Origin of the sequence: Paenibacillus wuxiensis (genome assembly GCF_040195695.1) — a bacterium.
GTDB lineage: Bacteria > Bacillota > Bacilli > Paenibacillales > Paenibacillaceae > Paenibacillus_B > Paenibacillus_B suaedae.
Window position 1 is genome coordinate 73,505 of sequence record NZ_JBEFZI010000013.1, and the last position, 17,311, is coordinate 90,815.

A 17,311-nucleotide genomic window follows, 5' to 3' on the forward strand; every position below is an offset into this window, starting at 1 on the left:
CTATATGAAACAGCGCATCGTTACAGGGCTTATAGCAGGACTATTGTTCGGCGCATTATGCATAATTGGCGGTCTGCCATATGAACTGCTGCTCCTCGCACTTGCCTTTGTAGGCTATTATGAATTTGCTCGAATGCATCATGTATCACCGTTCGATCTGGCATCGTTGATTGGCTACGCAACGATGTCCTTGATTGTGATTCCGTGGACAAGCTTATCAATTGGATGGAATCTGTCATTGGAGGCTATTGTATGGATCAGCCTGCTGCTGATGCTGGGTGTGACCGTATTATCCAAAAACAAAGTGTCCATTGAAGCAGTATCGCAGTTGTGGCTGGGAGCATTCTATATTGGCATTGGCTTCAAATATATGATGCTAACGCGTACTTCAATGGGAGATGACGGCTTATTCTGGACGCTTATGCTGTTTGCAGCCATTTGGTCATCGGACATTGGTGCTTACTTCATTGGGCGTGCGATCGGCAAGAACAAGCTCTGGCCGTCGATTAGTCCTAATAAGACGATTGAAGGAGCAATTGGCGGTGTACTGACATCAATTATTGTGGCGCTATTATTTGCTGTCGGACGACCGGATATTGTCAGCTTGCCGCTTGCATTTGGCATTGGGGTATCTGCTGCTGTTGTCGGTCAGTTCGGTGATTTGATTCAATCGGCATATAAGCGAGTCCGTGGTGTGAAGGACTCAGGTACATTGCTGCCTGGGCATGGCGGTGTTCTGGATCGATGCGACAGCTGGCTTGTCGTATTTCCATTTGTGCATTTGATCGGATTATTAACGTTGTAAATTGAACGTCATCGGCAGAACAGCGATGATGTTATCATGTAATAGATATAGCTATGAATAGGATGAAGAGGTGAGGTCATGAAGCGGATATCCATACTTGGATCGACCGGCTCCATCGGGACACAGACACTCGACATCGTCAGACAGCATCCTGAGCAGTTTAAGGTAGAAGCGTTAGCAGCTGGGAACAATACAACATTGCTGCTTGAGCAGATACGAGAGTTCAACCCCAGCATTGTATCGGTTCACGATAAGGCTGCAGCAGATCGCCTGCGGGAACAACTGCCCCAGGGTGTTGAACTGTATTATGGTGAAGATGGATTGGTCGAAGTGGCAGCGGGTACTGACGCCGATACGGTCGTTACAGCTGTTGTAGGAAGTGTCGGTCTGAAGTCAACGCTCGCGGCTATCGATGAAGGCAAGACGATTGCCATTGCGAACAAAGAAACGCTGGTAACAGCTGGTCATTTGGTAACAGAACGTGCTCAAGCGAAAGGCGTCAAGCTGATGCCAGTTGACAGTGAGCACTCCGCTATCTTCCAATGCTTGAACGGAGAGCCAATGCGCGGAGTTCGTGCCATTACATTGACAGCATCAGGCGGCAGCTTCCGCGATCGTACGAGGGACGAGCTGGCGAATGTTACCGTTGAGGATGCACTTAAGCATCCGAATTGGTCTATGGGCGCGAAGGTGACGATCGATTCAGCAACAATGGCTAATAAAGGGCTTGAAGTGATTGAAGCTCGCTGGCTGTTCGATTTGCCTTATGATCAAATTCATGTACTTATCCATCCTGAAAGTATTATTCATTCTTTTGTCGAATATTTGGATGGAAGCATTATTGCGCAATTGGGGGTTCCTGATATGCGCGTACCTATCCAGTATGCATTGGCGTATCCGGAAAGACTTCCGAATACATCGGCTTCGCTTAATTTAGCTGAGGTGGCGAAGCTTCATTTCCGTGAGATGGATACAGAGAGATTCCCTATGGTTCGTTATGCTTATGAATGCGGCAGAACAGGAGGTACAGCTACTACCGTGTTTAATGCTGCGAACGAAGTGGCTGTAGCAAGATTCCTGCGCGGTGAAATTTCCTTCTTGGATATTGAACGTATCGTGAGTACCTTAATATCGAAACATACTGCGATTCCGCATCCGTCCTTGGAAGCTATTCAGGAGACAGATATGCGAACGCGTTCGGAGGCTCTGTCCATTTTATAATCGCCATTCACTAGATATGGATTCTCTTGTGCGGGATTGGAGAATAATGATAATCTATATAGACAAACCGCTGTCCGATTGTTATTGGGCCGTTCTTGAAGCCTAGTGTTGTGCTAGGACGATTGAACACGCACACAAAGGAGGATTCTACGCAGTGCAGATGGTGCAAATCGTATTTTTAACCGTGCTCGTCTTTTTCGTTATCGTAACGATTCATGAATGGGGACATTTTATTTTCGCGAAACGGGCAGGGATCCTCGTTAGAGAGTTCGCTATCGGATTCGGGCCGAAAGTATTCTCCTATACTCGTGGGGAAACCAAATATACACTCCGGTTATTGCCAGTGGGCGGCTTTGTACGGATGGCAGGCGAAGATCCTGAAATTGTAGAGGTCAGTCCAGGGCAGACGATAGCGATACGTGTGTCCAGTGATAACAAGGTGACGAAGCTGTATCTGGATCAATTAGACATGCGCAAGCAGGTTGTGCGTGGCGAAGTGAAGACGATTGATCTGGAGCATACGTTGAAGCTGACGCTGGATGTTGAGGATGAAGAAGTTACGTACGATATTCATCCGCAAGCTAAAATGATTGTGAAGGGCGACGAAATTCAGATCGCGCCTCATGATCGTCAGTTTGGCAGCAAGACAGTGGGCCAACGGGCGCTTGCTATTTTTGCAGGCCCATTTATGAACTTTGTGCTCGCATTTATTTTGTTTGGCGTTTCGGTAGCCATTTCGGGCGTTCCAGTCGAGAACCCGACGTCTGTGAAGATTGGGGACGTATCGCCAGGACTTCCTGCTGCACAGGCACAACTGCAAAAGGGAGATATTATCGAGGAAGTGAATGGCAAGCAGATTGGCGGCGATCGTGACAAATTAATTAAGCTGATTGCTGAATCCGAAGGCAAGCCGATGACATTCCTTATTGTGCGCGGTGAAGAACGCTTCACTACGACACTGACTCCGCAGAAGGTAGAAGGTCAAGAAGGCGGCAAGGTTGGTATCGTACCGGTACTGCCAACACGAACGGCTTCATTCGGAGAGACGCTATCGTTCGCCTCAACATCAATGGTGAATACGACGGAGAAGATTTTTGAAGGATTCCGCATGCTTATCTTTGGTCAATTTAAACTGGACGACTTGGGCGGTCCGGTTCGGACGTTCGAAGTAACAGGACAGATTGCGAAGAAAGGGATCGAACAGCTTACATTATGGACGGCGATTTTGAGCTTGTATTTGGGAATCTTCAATTTGCTTCCAATCCCGGCGTTGGATGGAAGCCGTCTCGTATTCCTTGGGCTGGAGGCTGTCAGAGGTAAGCCTGTTGATCCGAGCAGGGAGAGCATGGTTCATTTTGTAGGTTTTGCAATGCTCATGCTATTGATGCTTGCTGTAACCTACAATGATATATTACGATTGGTTAAAGGTTAACATTTATATCACGGTTCATTTCATTTATACTAGAATACGAATAACCGTGTTTATCGGGAGGAACGTATACCGTTATGTCGAAAGAGAAGCAGTTTGTTACGGAGATTACCCCACAGCAGGAGGACTTCTCCCGTTGGTATATTGATGTGATTAAGAAGGCGGATTTGATGGATTATTCTCCAGTCCGGGGATGTATCGTATTCCGCCCAGATGGATACGAAATCTGGGAACATATTCGTGACGAGCTGGATCGCCGCTTCAAGGCTACTGGCCATCGTAACGCTTACTTCCCTATGTTCATACCAGAGAGCTTTTTCCAGAAGGAAAAAGAACACGTCGAAGGCTTCAATCCTGAGCTGCCTTGGGTAACCGAAGCAGGCGGCGAACAATTAGAGGAGAAGCTGGCGATTCGTCCGACATCCGAGACAATGATTGGCCATATGTACTCCAAATGGATTCAATCGTACCGTGACCTGCCTGTGTTGATTAACCAATGGGCGAACGTAGTTCGTTGGGAGAAGCGCACATTGCCGTTCTTGCGTACAAGTGAGTTCTTGTGGCAGGAGGGCCATACTGCGCACGAGACTGAGCAGGAAGCACGCGAAGAAACGATGCTCATGTTGAAAACATATCGTGAATTCGTAGAGGATTATCTCGCAATTCCGGTCATTGAAGGTCAGAAGACTCCTTCTGAAAAATTTGCCGGCGCAGTAGATACGTTCTCCATTGAAGCGATGATGAAAGACGGCAGAGCCGTTCAAGCCGGAACATCGCACTACTTGGGAACGAATTTTGCGGTTGCTTTTGATATTAAATTCTTGGGGCGTGAAAATGAACAGGAATTTGTTCATACTACTTCTTGGGGGGTCAGCACCCGCCTAATCGGTTCCATGATTATGGTGCACGGTGATGACAGAGGTCTTGTATTGCCTCCGAAGGTAGCTCCTACACAGGTTATTATGATTCCAATTGGGCCAGCGAAGATGCGCGAGCAAGTTGTGGGACGAGCTAACGAGTTGTTTAGCGAATTGAAGCAAGCAGGCGTACGTGTTCGCATGGATGATCGCTCTGATATTAGCCCAGGTTGGAAATTCAATGAGTATGAAATGCGCGGCGTGCCTGTTCGCCTTGAAATTGGCCCGCGTGATATGGAGAATGGTGTTTGCGTATTGGTATCCCGCGTAACAGGCGAGAAGCGCATTGTACAGCAGGCGGATTTGGTTGAAGAAGTGAACCGCATGCTTGCTGACGTCCATCAAGAAATGTTCGAGCGTGCACGTTCCTTCCGTGATGAGCACTTCTACTCGGTAGAGACAATTGACGAGATGAAGGCACAAATGGAAGAAAAACGTGGATTTACACTTGCTGGCTGGTGTGGATCGGAAGCGTGCGAGAAGCATGTTAAGGATGAGACTGGTGCAACAAGCCGCAACATTCCATTCGAACCGCAAACGACAAAGACGAAATGCCTTGTCTGCGGAGAAGATGCCAAGCATACGGTCGTATTTGCACGAGCGTATTAATTAGATACATGCTCCTCGAAGCAGGGGCGCAATGAAGGGAAGCTTCCATCATTGGAACATCCAACGGAACACCGGACGATGGCTCGATTGAGGGGGGCTTCTCTTTGTTCACACACTGCCACTTTGCCATTAGGTACGGCAGCAGTATGGGGTTGGGAGGTGCTTCAGTCTATATGACAGATAAACGGAAGCGATTTGAATTGTTGATGAGACAGGCGGAGGTTCCTGTTGAACTGTTAGATAGCTTTTTCCATGATGGATGGATTGATAGAGTGGAGTGCAGCCGCTCCAATAAGGAGTGGACGATTTATATAGGCAAGTCAACTGTCGTTCCGGCAGAAGCTTACCGTACGTTTTGCCTGCGTGTACAGGACAAGTTGTCCCACATTGCCAAGATTAAGATCATATTCCACTATGAAGAGCAGCTTCCAAATAAGGAGATCGTAGATGCCTATTGGAGTTTGTTCATGGAATGGGTCAAGCGAGAGGTTGCTTCAGTTAACGGTTGGCTGCACAAAGGGCAGTATGAAGTTGAGAAAGATTTGATCAAGCTTTTTTTGCCGGATGCGACATCATTAGAGCTGGCGAAGAAGAAGCAGATTGATAAATATTGCACGACGTTCTTTGAGACGTATTTCACACGCACACTTCGTGTAACGATGCAGCAGGGCAGCCATGATACGGAAGCCTATGAAGCATTCCAGCAGAAGCTGATGGAAGAAGAGCGCCAAGTTATTCAGCAAATGATGGAAGAATCAGCACGTGAAATCGAGGAAGAAGAAGGAGAAGCGCCAGAGCGTCTGCATGTCGGATACGACATTAAGGATGAGCCGACTCCAATCATGAATGTACAGGATGAAGAGAAGCGTGTCACGATTCAAGGTGCAGTATTTGGCGTTGAGATGAAGGAACTTCGCAATGGCAGTACCTTATTCACATTCAACCTAACTGATTTTTCTGACTCTATGGCGATGAAAATGTTCGCGAAGACGAAGGAAGACGTTAAAATGCTGAGCCTCATCTCGAATGGTCAATGGCTCAAAGCTCGTGGACGTGTTGAGTACGATCGCTTCATGCAAGTCCCTGAGCTTGTCATGATGCCAAATGATCTGAATGAAGTAAAGGCACCAGCAGAACGCAAGGATACTGCTGAGGAGAAGCGCGTGGAATTCCATCTTCATTCTACGATGAGTGCAATGGATGCAGTTACGTCTATCAGCGATTATGTGAAGCAGGCGGCGAAGTGGGGCCATAAGGCAATCGCGGTAACGGATCACGGCAACGTTCAGTGTTATCCAGAGGCAGCGAAGGCAGCCAAGAAAAATGGCATTAAAATGCTTTATGGCTTAGAAGCGAATGTCGTGAATGACAATATGGAAGTTGTTCTAAATGCGGACAATCGTCCGGTGAAAGATGCCATCTATACCGTATTCGATATCGAGACAACCGGTTTGTCTGTAACAAACAATAAAATCATCGAGATTGCAGCTGTCAAAATGCAAGAAGGCAAAGAAATTGATCGGTACAGCACTTTCGTCAATCCGCATGTACGAATTCCTTATAACATTCAACAGCTTACTAATATTACGGATGAAATGGTAGCTGATGCACCAGATATCGAAGAAGTGCTTCCGAAGTTTGTGGAATTTGCCCAAGATACCATTCTTGTTGCGCATAACGCGAGGTTCGATATTGGCTTTATCCAGCATAACTTGAAGCTAATGAATCTGCCAGATATGATGAATCCGGTACTCGATACCTTGGAGCTAGCGCGTTTGCTGCATCCGACACTCAAAAATCACCGACTCAATACTTTGGCAGCTAAATATAAAGTATCACTTGAGAACCATCACCGTGCGATTGACGATACGATTGCACTAGGCGGCATTCTTACGGGACTACTTCAGGACGCTCAGCAGCTTATCGGAATCGAGACGCTGGAACGCATGAATGATTATGTAGGTCAGAACCTACAAAATGCCCGTCCATTTCACTGCGGCATTTATGCGCTTAATGCAGTAGGCAAGAAAAATCTGTATAAGCTTGTGTCCATGTCTCATACAGAATATTTCAAGCGGGTAGCCTGCATTCCGAAGAGTAAACTGGTGGGGATGCGCGAAGGCTTGCTCATTATGTCCGGCTGTGAGAAAGGCGAATTCTTCGAGACCGTACTTAACAAGTCGGTGGAGGAGGCCGAGCAAGTAGCAGAGTTTTATGACGTCCTTGAAATTCAGCCTTTGACGATGTATATGCATTTGGTAGAGAAGGGTTTGGTTGGATCGACGGCCGAGATCGAAGGCGCTATTCGCAAAATTGTTCAGATTGGCGAAAAGCAGAATAAGCTCGTCGTCGCAACAGGCAATGTGCATTACCTGCATCCACGAGACAAGATGTTCCGTGATATTACCATTCATGGAATTACGGGCTTCAGTCCACTGAAGGATATTCGCAAACCGGATGCGCATTTCCGCACGACGAATGAAATGCTTCAAGAATTTGAATTTTTGGGTAAGGAACAAGCTTACAAGTTTGTTGTGGAGAATACGAACACGTTGTTGGAACGATTTGAAGATTTCGACCTGTTCCCGAAGGAATTATTCACACCGAACATCGAGGGTGCAGATCAGGAAATTCGTGATAAGTGCTACAATAAGGCAATGAGCATTTACGGGGAACCGTTGAACGATATTATTGTGCAGCGTCTGGAGAAGGAACTGGTACCAATCATTAAATTCGGATTCTCCGCGAACTATCTGATCTCAGAGCGTCTTGTGAAGAAGTCCAATGAAGATGGTTACCTGGTTGGTTCACGGGGATCCGTAGGCTCTTCCGTCGTTGCGATGTTCCTTGGTATCTCAGAAGTTAATCCGCTGCCACCGCATTATTCGTGTCGCAATTCGGAATGCAAGCACAGCGAATGGTTCACGGACGGCAGTGTGCCGAGTGGATTTGACCTGCCGAACAAGGATTGTCCGGAGTGTGGCCAGCCAATGAAGGGCGATGGACAAGATATTCCGTTCGAGACGTTCCTTGGATTTAAGGGGGATAAGGTTCCCGATATCGACTTGAACTTCTCGGGGGACTATCAGCCTGTCGCACACAACTACACGAAGGTACTGTTCGGTGAAAAGAGTGTATTTCGTGCGGGAACGATTGGTACGGTAGCGGAGAAGACGGCTTATGGATTCGCGAAGAAATATGAAGAAGATCACGGCAAGCGATGGCGCGGAGCAGAGCTTAACCGTCTAGCAGCAGGATGTACCGGCGTAAAACGCAGCACAGGTCAGCATCCGGGCGGTATCGTCGTTGTGCCAGACTATATTGAAGTGGAAGACGTAACACCCGTTCAATATCCGGCGGATGATACAACGGCTGAATGGAAGACGACGCACTTCGATTATCATGCCTTCGAAGATAACCTGTTGAAGCTTGATATTCTGGGTCACGATGATCCGACGATGATGCGGATGCTGCAGGATTTGACAGGCGTTGATCCGACGACGATTCCGATGAATGATCCGAAGGTCATGAGTATGTTCAACTCCGTTGACGCACTCGGCGTAACGCCGCAGCAGATCCGGACACCGGTTGCGACCTTTGGCGTACCGGAGATGGGAACACGTTTCGTGCGCCAGATGCTTGTGGAAGCACAGCCAAGCACGTTCGCCGATTTGCTGCAGATCTCTGGATTGTCCCATGGCACGGGCGTATGGCTCGGTAATGCACAGGAACTGATTAAGAATGGGATCTGTACGATTAAGACCGTAATCGGTTGTCGTGACGAGATCATGTTGTACTTAATCTACAAAGCCGGTATGGACGCTGGGCTTGCATTTAAAATTACGGAGAGCGTTCGTAAGGGCCGAGGTCTTAGTGATGAATGGATTCAAGAGATGAAAAACTGCAATGTGCCGCAATGGTACATTGATTCCTGCTTGAAGATTCAATACATGTTCCCGAAAGCCCATGCTGCTGCTTATGTTATTTCCGCGGTACGTACAGCTTACTTCAAGCTGTACCATCCAATCGAGTTCTATGCGACTTACTTTACTGTTCGTGCGGAGGACTTCGATATCGAACTATGCTGCCAAGGTTATGATGCGATCAATAAGAAGATTGATGAGATCGAGGCGAAGGGCTTCCAAGCAACAACGAAAGAGAAGGCCATGATCTCGATCTTGGAGATGGCGGTTGAAATGACAGCCCGTGGGTTCTCATTCAAGCCAATCGATCTATATCGATCAGATGCAACGAAATTCCTTGTCGATGGCAACTCGCTCATCCCGCCATTCTCTGCAGTACAAGGGATCGGGGATAATGCGGCACGCAATATTGCGGCTTCTCGCGATGGGGTGGAGTACTTGTCCATCGAGGATTTCCAGATGCGTTCCAAGGCAACGAAGACGATTGTCGAGCTCCTGAATCAGATGGGGTGCTTCCGGGGACTGCCGGAGACGAACCAATTGTCTCTGTTTTAGTGCATGATCGGAGACACCCTTGCCATATTGTAGATGGCTATGATATAATTTTTTTGGTAATCATGTGGATAAATCCGTTACGTAAAGAGTGGGGAAACCCACTCTTTCATGTTTAGTATCGGGTTCTAACATAGAGGAACATCATTATTCCTAACATTCAGGAGGTTCTTGAATTTGAGCTCAGCCAATATCAAATCGACAGTTGAGAATATGATCACACCCTATTTGGAAGAGAACAACTTCGAACTTGTCGATGTGGAATATGTGAAGGAAGGCAGCAGTTGGTTTCTTCGCGTATTTGTGGACAAGGAAGGCGGCATTGACATTGAGGATTGCGGCCGTATTAGTGAAGTATTAAGCCAGAAGCTGGACGAAAACGATCCGATTACAGACGCGTACTTCTTGGAAGTATCGTCTCCAGGCGCGGAACGCCCGCTGAAGAAGACGAAGGACTTCGTTAAGGCAGTAGGCAAGCATGTGTATGTGACTACATACGAACCCATTGGCGCATTGAAGGAGTTCGAAGGGGTTCTCACTTCCTTCGATGAACAGACGGTTGTCGTTCAAGTCGGCAAGAAGGAACATGCAATTCCGTATGAGAAGGTAGCGAGCGCACGTCTTGCTATCGTTTTTTAGGACGATTGTAATCAACGATTGGAAATCGTTCTGCTGAATGTAACATTATTGGAATGAAGCCGGATTCGGCTGAAAGGGGGAACTCACCAAATGAGTATGGATTTTATTGACGCGTTGTCGGAAATCGAAAGAGAAAAAGGAATTAGCAAGGAAGTACTCATTGATGCGATTGAAGCGGCTCTGATCTCGAGCTATAAGCGCAACTTCAATACTGCACAAAATGTACGTGTAGACATCAATCGGGCAACTGGAGTAATTAAAGTATATGCACGTAAGAACGTAGTGGACGAGGTGTTGGACCCACGTCTTGAAATTTCACTTCATGCTGCTCGCGAACATAATCCGAACTACCAAATGGATGATATTTGTGAGATTGAGGTTACACCACGTGATTTTGGCCGTATCGCTGCGCAAACAGCCAAACAAGTTGTGACACAGCGTATTCGGGAAGCTGAGCGTGGCCTTATCTATAACGCGTTCATCGACAAGTCGGATGATATCGTAACAGGTATTGTACAACGTCAGGACATGCGTAATGTGTATGTAGATTTGGGTAAAGTGGAAGCAGTTCTTCCATTGAATGAGTTGATGCCGAATGAAAAGTTCAAGCACGGCGATCGCACCAAAGCATACATTACGAAAGTGGAGAACACGACCAAGGGGCCGCAAATTATTTTGTCCCGCACGCATCCTGGACTGCTAAAGCGCTTGTTCGAGCTGGAAGTTCCTGAAATCTTCGACGGCGTCGTTGAAATCAAATCGGTAGCTCGTGAAGCGGGTCAACGTTCTAAAATTGCGGTATACTCCCGCAACGAGGAAGTTGATCCAGTTGGTTCATGCGTTGGCCCTAAAGGTATGCGTGTCCAGACAATTGTTAATGAGCTGCGCGGCGAGAAAATTGATATCGTGCGCTGGTCAGAAGATGTAAGTGAGTATGTAGCGAATGCACTGAGCCCATCCAAAGTTGTTGATGTGGAAGTTCGTGAAGCTGAGAAAATGGCTCGTGTCATCGTGCCTGATTATCAGTTGTCACTGGCAATTGGGATTAAGGGTCAGAACGCTCGACTTGCTGCAAAATTGACTGGTTGGAAAATTGATATTAAAAGCGAGACTCAAGCTGATGAAGAAGGGCTTCCAATGTCTTCTGATGAGCACACACCAGATGACAGCATGGAAGTAAGCGAATAAACACTGAAGGCGCGACCAACGCCATATGAAGCGGTCGTCTCCTTCAATCAGGGATGTATGACCGAATCGTAAGGGGGGATTGAGTCATGAGAACAAGGAAAGTTCCACTTCGCAAGTGTGTCGCATGTCAAGAAATGATGCCGAAGAAAGAGCTAATCCGTGTTGTGAAGACACCACAGGATGAGGTTCTAATCGATTTGACAGGGAAGAAGTCTGGACGCGGCGCATACCTATGTGGGAAGTTGTCCTGCTTCAGACTTGCACATAAGTCTCGTGCGCTTGATCGGGCTTTGAAGCATCAGGTGAACTCTGCCATCTATGAACAGCTTGCTCAAGACTTCATCAAGGTGGAGGATGAATTCCACGCCTTGAAGGAGCAGGAGGACGATCATGAGTAAGGTCAAGTCGCAGCTAGGTCTTGCCCAGCGGGCAGGGAAGCTTGCGACTGGTGATGAGATAGTCCTCAAGGCGATTCGCAATAAGCAAGCACGCTTGGTGATTGTTGCGGCGGACGCTTCTGACAACACGAAGAAGAAGTTTCGAGATAAATGTAAGTCGTACGGGGTGCCACTTGCTATCGGATTTACGCGAACCGAACTCGGTGAGAGCATCGGGAAATTGCAACGGGTAGTATTGGCGGTAACGGATGATGGATTTGCGACCATGATGACGAACGGGCTGAAAACGATGTCGGAGGTGGAGTATATTGAGCAAACAAGAGAACACTAAGGACAAAACAAGAGTTTACGAATATGCCAAATCGCTTAATATGAGCAGCAAAGAAATTATTACGATACTCAAACGTCTTAACATACCAGTTAACAATCATATGAGCGTAATGGAGAATGATGCCGTGGGGAAAGTCGAATCGTACATGCGCACGATTAAGGAGAATGCGCAGGCGAAGCGGGAAAGCAATAGCACCCCACACCCGAAAGTGAACATCAGCCAGTCAAAAACAACAGAAGTACCAGATAGAACAGCTGGCCAATCGGCAGGAAATTCAAGTCAGGGCCAGTCGGATCAGCGCGACTCACGTGCTGGACAGCAGCAAATGCAACGTGACGGTCGCGACCATCAGCGCGAAGATAACCGAGGCGGGCGTGATGAACGTCAGGATCGCAGTAATCGCGGTGAAGGTCGTGACGGTCAAAAAGACCATAATAGACAGGGCGAGATAAACATTAATATGGATAATAGACAAGGAAACCAACAGGGGAATATGAACGGACAAGAACAACGTCGATCAGGTGAACAACAGCAAAACCAAGGTAACAGATCTAACGGCCAGCAAAGATCAGGCCAAGGCGCACCGCGTCAAGGCGGCGGACCGCGTCAAGGACAGGGCGGATCCCGTCCAGGTCAAGGTGGCGGCCCTCGCCAAGGTGGCCAAGGTGGCGGATCACGTCCAGGCCAAGGCGGACAACAACGTCCAGGTCAAGGTGGCGGATCACGCCCAGGCCAAGGTGGACAACAACGTCCAGGTCAAGGCGGCGGCTCGCGCCCAGGCCAAGGTGGACAACAACGTCCAGGTCAAGGCAGCCAACAAAGCAGCGGTCAAGCGCGCTTTGCACAAGGCGGTCAGCAGCGTCAAGGTGATCAAGCACGTACGGGGGGGCAAGGCGCTCAGCAACGTCCGAACAGAAACTTCGGTGAGCGTAGCGATGATTTCTCCGGTGGAAGAAATCAATCAAGAAACAACAATAATAATAATAAGAGACGCTTCGATGACAACCGTAATGGCGGAGGCATGCGCGGCCGCGGCGGCAAGAACAGAGGCAGAAATAATCAACAGCAGGTACAGCGTGAGAAAATTGACAATACGCCGAAAAAGATTATTGTACGCGGTGCAATGACAGTAGGTGAATTGGCAAAATTGCTTCATAAAGACGCTTCCGAGGTTATTAAGAAGTTCTTGCTCATGGGCGTTATGGCAACAATCAACCAAGAAGTAGACTTGGATACAATCCAGTTGATTGCAGACGAATTCAAGGTTGAAGTTGATTTGAAGCTGCCTGTATCCGAAGATCCGTTCGAGGAAACAGAAGAAAAAGAAGAAGATGCAGCAGACTTGGTTGAACGTCCAGCAGTTGTTACGATTATGGGTCACGTTGACCATGGTAAAACGACATTGCTTGATTCGATCCGCAAGACGAACGTTACGGGTGGAGAAGCAGGCGGTATTACGCAGCATATTGGTGCATACCAAGTTGAGTTCAACTCGAAGAAGATTACGTTCCTGGATACACCGGGCCACGAAGCGTTTACGTTGATGCGTGCCCGCGGTGCACAAGTAACCGACATTACGATTATCGTTGTTGCTGCTGACGATGGTGTTATGCCGCAAACGGTAGAGGCAATCAGCCACGCAAAGGCAGCGAACTGCCCAATCATCGTAGCTGTTAACAAGGTCGATAAACCAGAAGCCAATGTCGATCGTGTAAAGCAAGAATTGACTGAATATGAATTGGTTCCAGAAGAGTGGGGCGGAGACACTATCTTCGTTAACGTTTCTGCGAAGCAGCGTACGGGCTTAGAAGAATTGCTCGAAATGATCCTGCTCGTATCCGAAGTGAACGAGTTCAAGGCGAACCCGAATAAGGATGCTCGCGGTACGGTGCTTGAGGCAGAGCTGGACAAAGGCCGTGGACCAGTTGCTCGCATCCTCGTTCAACAAGGTACGCTGAAAGTAGGAGATGCATTCGTAGCAGGCACATGCTTCGGCCGTGTGCGTGCAATGGTGAATGACCGTGGTCGTCGCTTGAAAGAAGCAGGCCCATCAACACCGATCGAAATTACAGGTCTTACAGATGTTCCACAAGCTGGCGATATGTTCGTCGCGTTCGATGATGAGCGTAAGGCTCGCTCCATTGCTGAGAAGCGTTCGACAACATATAGAGAGAGCCAATTGGGTGCGAACACTCGTGTAACGTTGGATGACTTGTTCAAGCACATTAAAGACGGCGAGATGAAAGAATTGAACGTAATCATCAAGGGTGACGTTCAAGGTTCTGTTGAAGCACTTCGCGGCTCGCTCGAGAAGATTGAAGTTGAGGGAGTTCGCGTTAAGATTATTCACTCCGGCGCTGGTGCAATTACAGAGTCGGACATCATCTTGGCAACAGCGTCCAACGCTATCGTTATCGGCTTTAACGTTCGTCCAGACGCACAAGCGAAGATTACTGCTGATCAAGAGAAGGTTGATGTTCGCTTGCATCGTGTCATCTACTCGATTGTTGAAGAAATCGAGCAGGCGATGAAGGGTATGCTTGATCCAGAATATAAAGAAGTTGTGATCGGTCATGCTGAAGTACGCAATACGTTCAAAATCAGCAAAGTCGGTACAATCGCAGGATGTATGGTTACAGAAGGTAAGATTTCCCGCTCTGCAGAAGTACGCCTTGTTCGTGACGGCATAGTTGTTCACGAAGGCAAAATCGACTCGCTCAAGCGCTTCAAGGATGATGCGAAGGAAGTTGCGCAAGGCTACGAGTGCGGTATTATGCTTGAGAAGTACAATGACATGAAGGAAGGCGACATCATAGAAGCCTTTGTCATGGAAACCATCGAACGCAAATAGAATGGTTTCAACTCAGATGATGTTGTAAGCTATATATGAAATGAGGTGTTTCCCATGGCGAACTTTCGCTCCGGACGTGTTGGCGAGCAGATGAAGAAGGAACTTAGCCAGTTGATCCAAACCGAGATTAAGGATCCTCGAATCGGCTTCATTACGGTGACAGGCGTTGATGTAACGAACGATTTGTCACAAGCCAAAGTGTACTTGAGTGTCATGGGCAATGAAGAACAAAAGGAACAATCCATGAAAGCATTGGAGAAGGCGAGCGGATTCCTTCGTTCCGAGATTGGCAAGCGAATTCGTCTTCGTCATACTCCAGAGCTGCTGTTCAAGATCGATTCTTCAATCGAATACGGTAGCCATATTGAAAAGCTGCTTGGTGAAATTCGCGATCGCGACAATAACTAAGTCAGCAGCATAAGAACGCACAAGTGAATCGGGCCAAGGCTCGATTCACTTGTCTGTATGGAGGTTATTAATGACTGGACTAACGACGCAATCTTATGCACAGCAGATCGAGAGAGCTAGAAACTTTATTCAAGAGGGCAATCATTTTCTTGTGGTTGCACATGTTCAGCCTGACGGTGATGCGATAAGCTCAACGTTGGCGGTAGGCTGGCTGCTTCGTCAATGGAACAAATCCTATGTCATGGTGAATGAGAATGGAGTTCCTAATAAGCTAAATTATTTGCCGGGCTCTAATCAAATCAACGTACATGCAGAACTTGAAAACATTGCTGTCAAGCCATTTGATACCGTAATTTGTGTGGATTGTGCGGACTATGCGCGCATCGGAAAAATAGCAGAATGGATCGATAAGGATGCTCGTATTTTAAATATTGATCATCATCCAACGAATGACCACTATGGGGAAGTTGCAGTCATCCGCGAGGATGCTGCGGCAACCGTTGAGATATTATTCGATATGATTGCTTCCTACGGGCTTACACTCGATTTAGAGGTAGCGACAGTACTGTATACTGGCTTGCTAACTGACACGGGGGGATTCCGGTACAGCAACACGACACCACATGTGATGACGATCGCATCTGAGCTGCTTAAGCAGGGTGTTAACGGCAATGACATTGCGGATCGATTGCTTGAGAAGATGTCGATGGCACAGATGCAGCTTATACAACGCGGCCTGTCGAGATTGGCATTTAGCGAGGATCATCGAATTGCCTGGTTGTACGTGACTCCTCAGGATATGCAAGAGACCGGGGCGCTTAATGAAGATCTGGAAGGCTTGGTCAATTATCCACGCAATATCGATGGTGTAGAAGTTGGTCTTTTATTTAAGCAAGTGGATGACACAGGAGTAAAAGTGAGTATGCGTTCCGCAGGGCTTGCTAATGTGGCTGAGATTGCTCAATCCTTTAGTGGAGGCGGTCATGTCCGTGCAGCAGGCTGCAAGCTTACTGGTACTTTAGAAGAAGTCATTACCATTGTAATAGAACGGGTGAAGCAAGCTTTATGAGTAACTATCATGGTGTATTACCCGTATGGAAGCCTGAGGACTGGACGTCCCATGACGTAGTTGCCAAAGTACGCCGCCTTATTTGGGAGAAGCGTATCGGGCATACGGGAACATTGGATCCGAAGGTTGTTGGAGTGCTGCCGCTATGTATAGGCAAGGCGACACGGATCGTTGAGTATTTGCAGGAGATGCCTAAGCAGTATGAGGCAACCCTCCGATTCGGTGTATCAACAGATACCGAGGATTTAAGTGGAGAGGTACTGGAGCGCTCGGACGCTTCGCATTTGACGGAAGAGATGATTCGTGAGACGATTCTATCCTTTATCGGGGATATCGAACAAGTGCCTCCGATGTACTCCGCTGTTAAGGTAGACGGAAAGCGACTGTATGATCTAGCGCGTGAGGGGAAGACGGTGGAGCGTAAAGCGCGCCAAGTTACGATCCATAACATTGATCTTCTAGATGTACAGTTAGGCACCTCTGAACCGGAAGTACGTTTTCTAGTTGAGTGCTCCAAAGGAACTTATATCCGAACACTATGTGTTGATATCGGTCGTAAGCTTGGCGTTCCATCTACAATGGCGAAGCTGATGCGAACGGTATCTGCCGGGTTTGTTCCTTCACAATGTGTAACCTTCGATCAGATTGAGCAGGCTGTCGCGGATGGAACATTTGAAACGATGCTACTATCTGTGGAGGATGCAATCTCAGATATGCCTAGAATTCAGGTTTCTGAGAAGTTTGCCCACTATGCATTGACCGGCCGATCAATTCCTTTGCACGCTTTACAGCCGAAACCTTTGACGAATGGTACGATTCGATTGTATGATGAACAAGGAACGTTCTATGGGATATTCCAAGTTCCACAGGGGCAATCGGTATTGCGTCCTGTGAAGGTATTTCTTCCGAACGAGTAATGTATATAATGCTGTGCGCGATTCGAGCAGGCAATTGACTCGGCTTGCGCTAGC

The 17,311-nt window shown here is 47.7% G+C and carries 13 protein-coding genes; all 13 read left to right on the plus strand.

The features are described from left to right. Window positions 1-4 precede the first annotated feature (4 nt). The 13 genes from ABN764_RS25350 (at window position 5) to truB (ending at window position 17,257) form a co-directional block, all read left to right on the plus strand. A complete protein-coding gene (locus ABN764_RS25350) occupies window positions 5-805 on the plus strand; it encodes a phosphatidate cytidylyltransferase (protein WP_072728760.1) in 801 nt (266 codons plus the stop codon). 78 nt (window positions 806-883) lie between these two features. Beyond that, window positions 884-2,026, plus strand: a complete 1,143-nt coding sequence (locus tag ABN764_RS25355) for a 1-deoxy-D-xylulose-5-phosphate reductoisomerase (protein WP_174809510.1) — start codon at window positions 884-886, stop codon at window positions 2,024-2,026. Window positions 2,027-2,180: 154 nt separating this feature from the next. Then, entirely contained in the window at window positions 2,181-3,458 is a 1,278-nt protein-coding gene (gene rseP, locus ABN764_RS25360) for an RIP metalloprotease RseP (RefSeq protein WP_174809509.1), read from the plus strand. Window positions 3,459-3,532: 74 nt separating this feature from the next. Then, on the plus strand, window positions 3,533-4,981 hold the full coding sequence (proS, locus tag ABN764_RS25365) for a proline--tRNA ligase (RefSeq protein WP_028531191.1): 1,449 nt from the start codon (window positions 3,533-3,535) through the stop codon (window positions 4,979-4,981). 152 nt (window positions 4,982-5,133) lie between these two features. Then, window positions 5,134-9,459, plus strand: coding sequence for a PolC-type DNA polymerase III (locus ABN764_RS25370; RefSeq protein WP_446673466.1), 4,326 nt, complete (start codon window positions 5,134-5,136; stop codon window positions 9,457-9,459). Window positions 9,460-9,633: 174 nt separating this feature from the next. Next, entirely contained in the window at window positions 9,634-10,095 is a 462-nt protein-coding gene (gene rimP / locus ABN764_RS25375; RefSeq protein ID WP_021256515.1) for a ribosome maturation factor RimP, read from the plus strand. Window positions 10,096-10,185: 90 nt separating this feature from the next. After that, window positions 10,186-11,283: a transcription termination factor NusA gene (gene nusA, locus ABN764_RS25380; protein WP_021256514.1), complete on the plus strand. Its 1,098-nt coding sequence runs from the start codon at window positions 10,186-10,188 to the stop codon at window positions 11,281-11,283. Window positions 11,284-11,369: 86 nt separating this feature from the next. Beyond that, window positions 11,370-11,681, plus strand: coding sequence for an RNase P modulator RnpM (gene rnpM / locus ABN764_RS25385; protein WP_021256513.1), 312 nt, complete (start codon window positions 11,370-11,372; stop codon window positions 11,679-11,681). Then, window positions 11,674-12,012, plus strand: a complete 339-nt coding sequence (locus ABN764_RS25390) for a L7Ae/L30e/S12e/Gadd45 family ribosomal protein (protein WP_021256512.1) — start codon at window positions 11,674-11,676, stop codon at window positions 12,010-12,012. The genes rnpM and ABN764_RS25390 overlap by 8 nt, the downstream gene beginning before the upstream one ends. Continuing rightward, window positions 11,990-14,863 (plus strand): translation initiation factor IF-2, encoded by a 2,874-nt coding sequence (infB, locus tag ABN764_RS25395; protein WP_174809438.1) that lies wholly within the window; start codon window positions 11,990-11,992, stop codon window positions 14,861-14,863. Before ABN764_RS25390 ends, infB begins: the two co-directional genes overlap by 23 nt. A 54-nt stretch (window positions 14,864-14,917) precedes the next feature. Further along, a complete protein-coding gene (gene rbfA / locus ABN764_RS25400; RefSeq protein WP_005550538.1) occupies window positions 14,918-15,271 on the plus strand; it encodes a 30S ribosome-binding factor RbfA in 354 nt (117 codons plus the stop codon). A 70-nt stretch (window positions 15,272-15,341) separates the two neighbouring features. Next, window positions 15,342-16,340 carry a DHH family phosphoesterase gene (locus ABN764_RS25405; RefSeq protein WP_446673453.1) on the plus strand — a complete coding sequence of 333 codons (999 nt, stop codon included), beginning with the start codon at window positions 15,342-15,344 and terminating at the stop codon, window positions 16,338-16,340. Continuing rightward, window positions 16,337-17,257, plus strand: coding sequence for a tRNA pseudouridine(55) synthase TruB (gene truB / locus ABN764_RS25410; protein WP_021256508.1), 921 nt, complete (start codon window positions 16,337-16,339; stop codon window positions 17,255-17,257). Before ABN764_RS25405 ends, truB begins: the two co-directional genes overlap by 4 nt. Window positions 17,258-17,311 lie beyond the last annotated feature (54 nt).

Coding starts and splice junctions, on each gene's coding strand:
- ABN764_RS25350 (WP_072728760.1), top strand. CDS start 5: ATGAAACAGCGCATCGTTACAGGGCTTATAGCAGGACTATTGTTCGGC.
- ABN764_RS25355 (WP_174809510.1), top strand. CDS start 884: ATGAAGCGGATATCCATACTTGGATCGACCGGCTCCATCGGGACACAG.
- proS (WP_028531191.1), top strand. CDS start 3,533: ATGTCGAAAGAGAAGCAGTTTGTTACGGAGATTACCCCACAGCAGGAG.
- nusA (WP_021256514.1), top strand. CDS start 10,186: ATGAGTATGGATTTTATTGACGCGTTGTCGGAAATCGAAAGAGAAAAA.
- rnpM (WP_021256513.1), top strand. CDS start 11,370: ATGAGAACAAGGAAAGTTCCACTTCGCAAGTGTGTCGCATGTCAAGAA.
- ABN764_RS25390 (WP_021256512.1), top strand. CDS start 11,674: ATGAGTAAGGTCAAGTCGCAGCTAGGTCTTGCCCAGCGGGCAGGGAAG.
- rbfA (WP_005550538.1), top strand. CDS start 14,918: ATGGCGAACTTTCGCTCCGGACGTGTTGGCGAGCAGATGAAGAAGGAA.
- ABN764_RS25405 (WP_446673453.1), top strand. CDS start 15,342: ATGACTGGACTAACGACGCAATCTTATGCACAGCAGATCGAGAGAGCT.
- truB (WP_021256508.1), top strand. CDS start 16,337: ATGAGTAACTATCATGGTGTATTACCCGTATGGAAGCCTGAGGACTGG.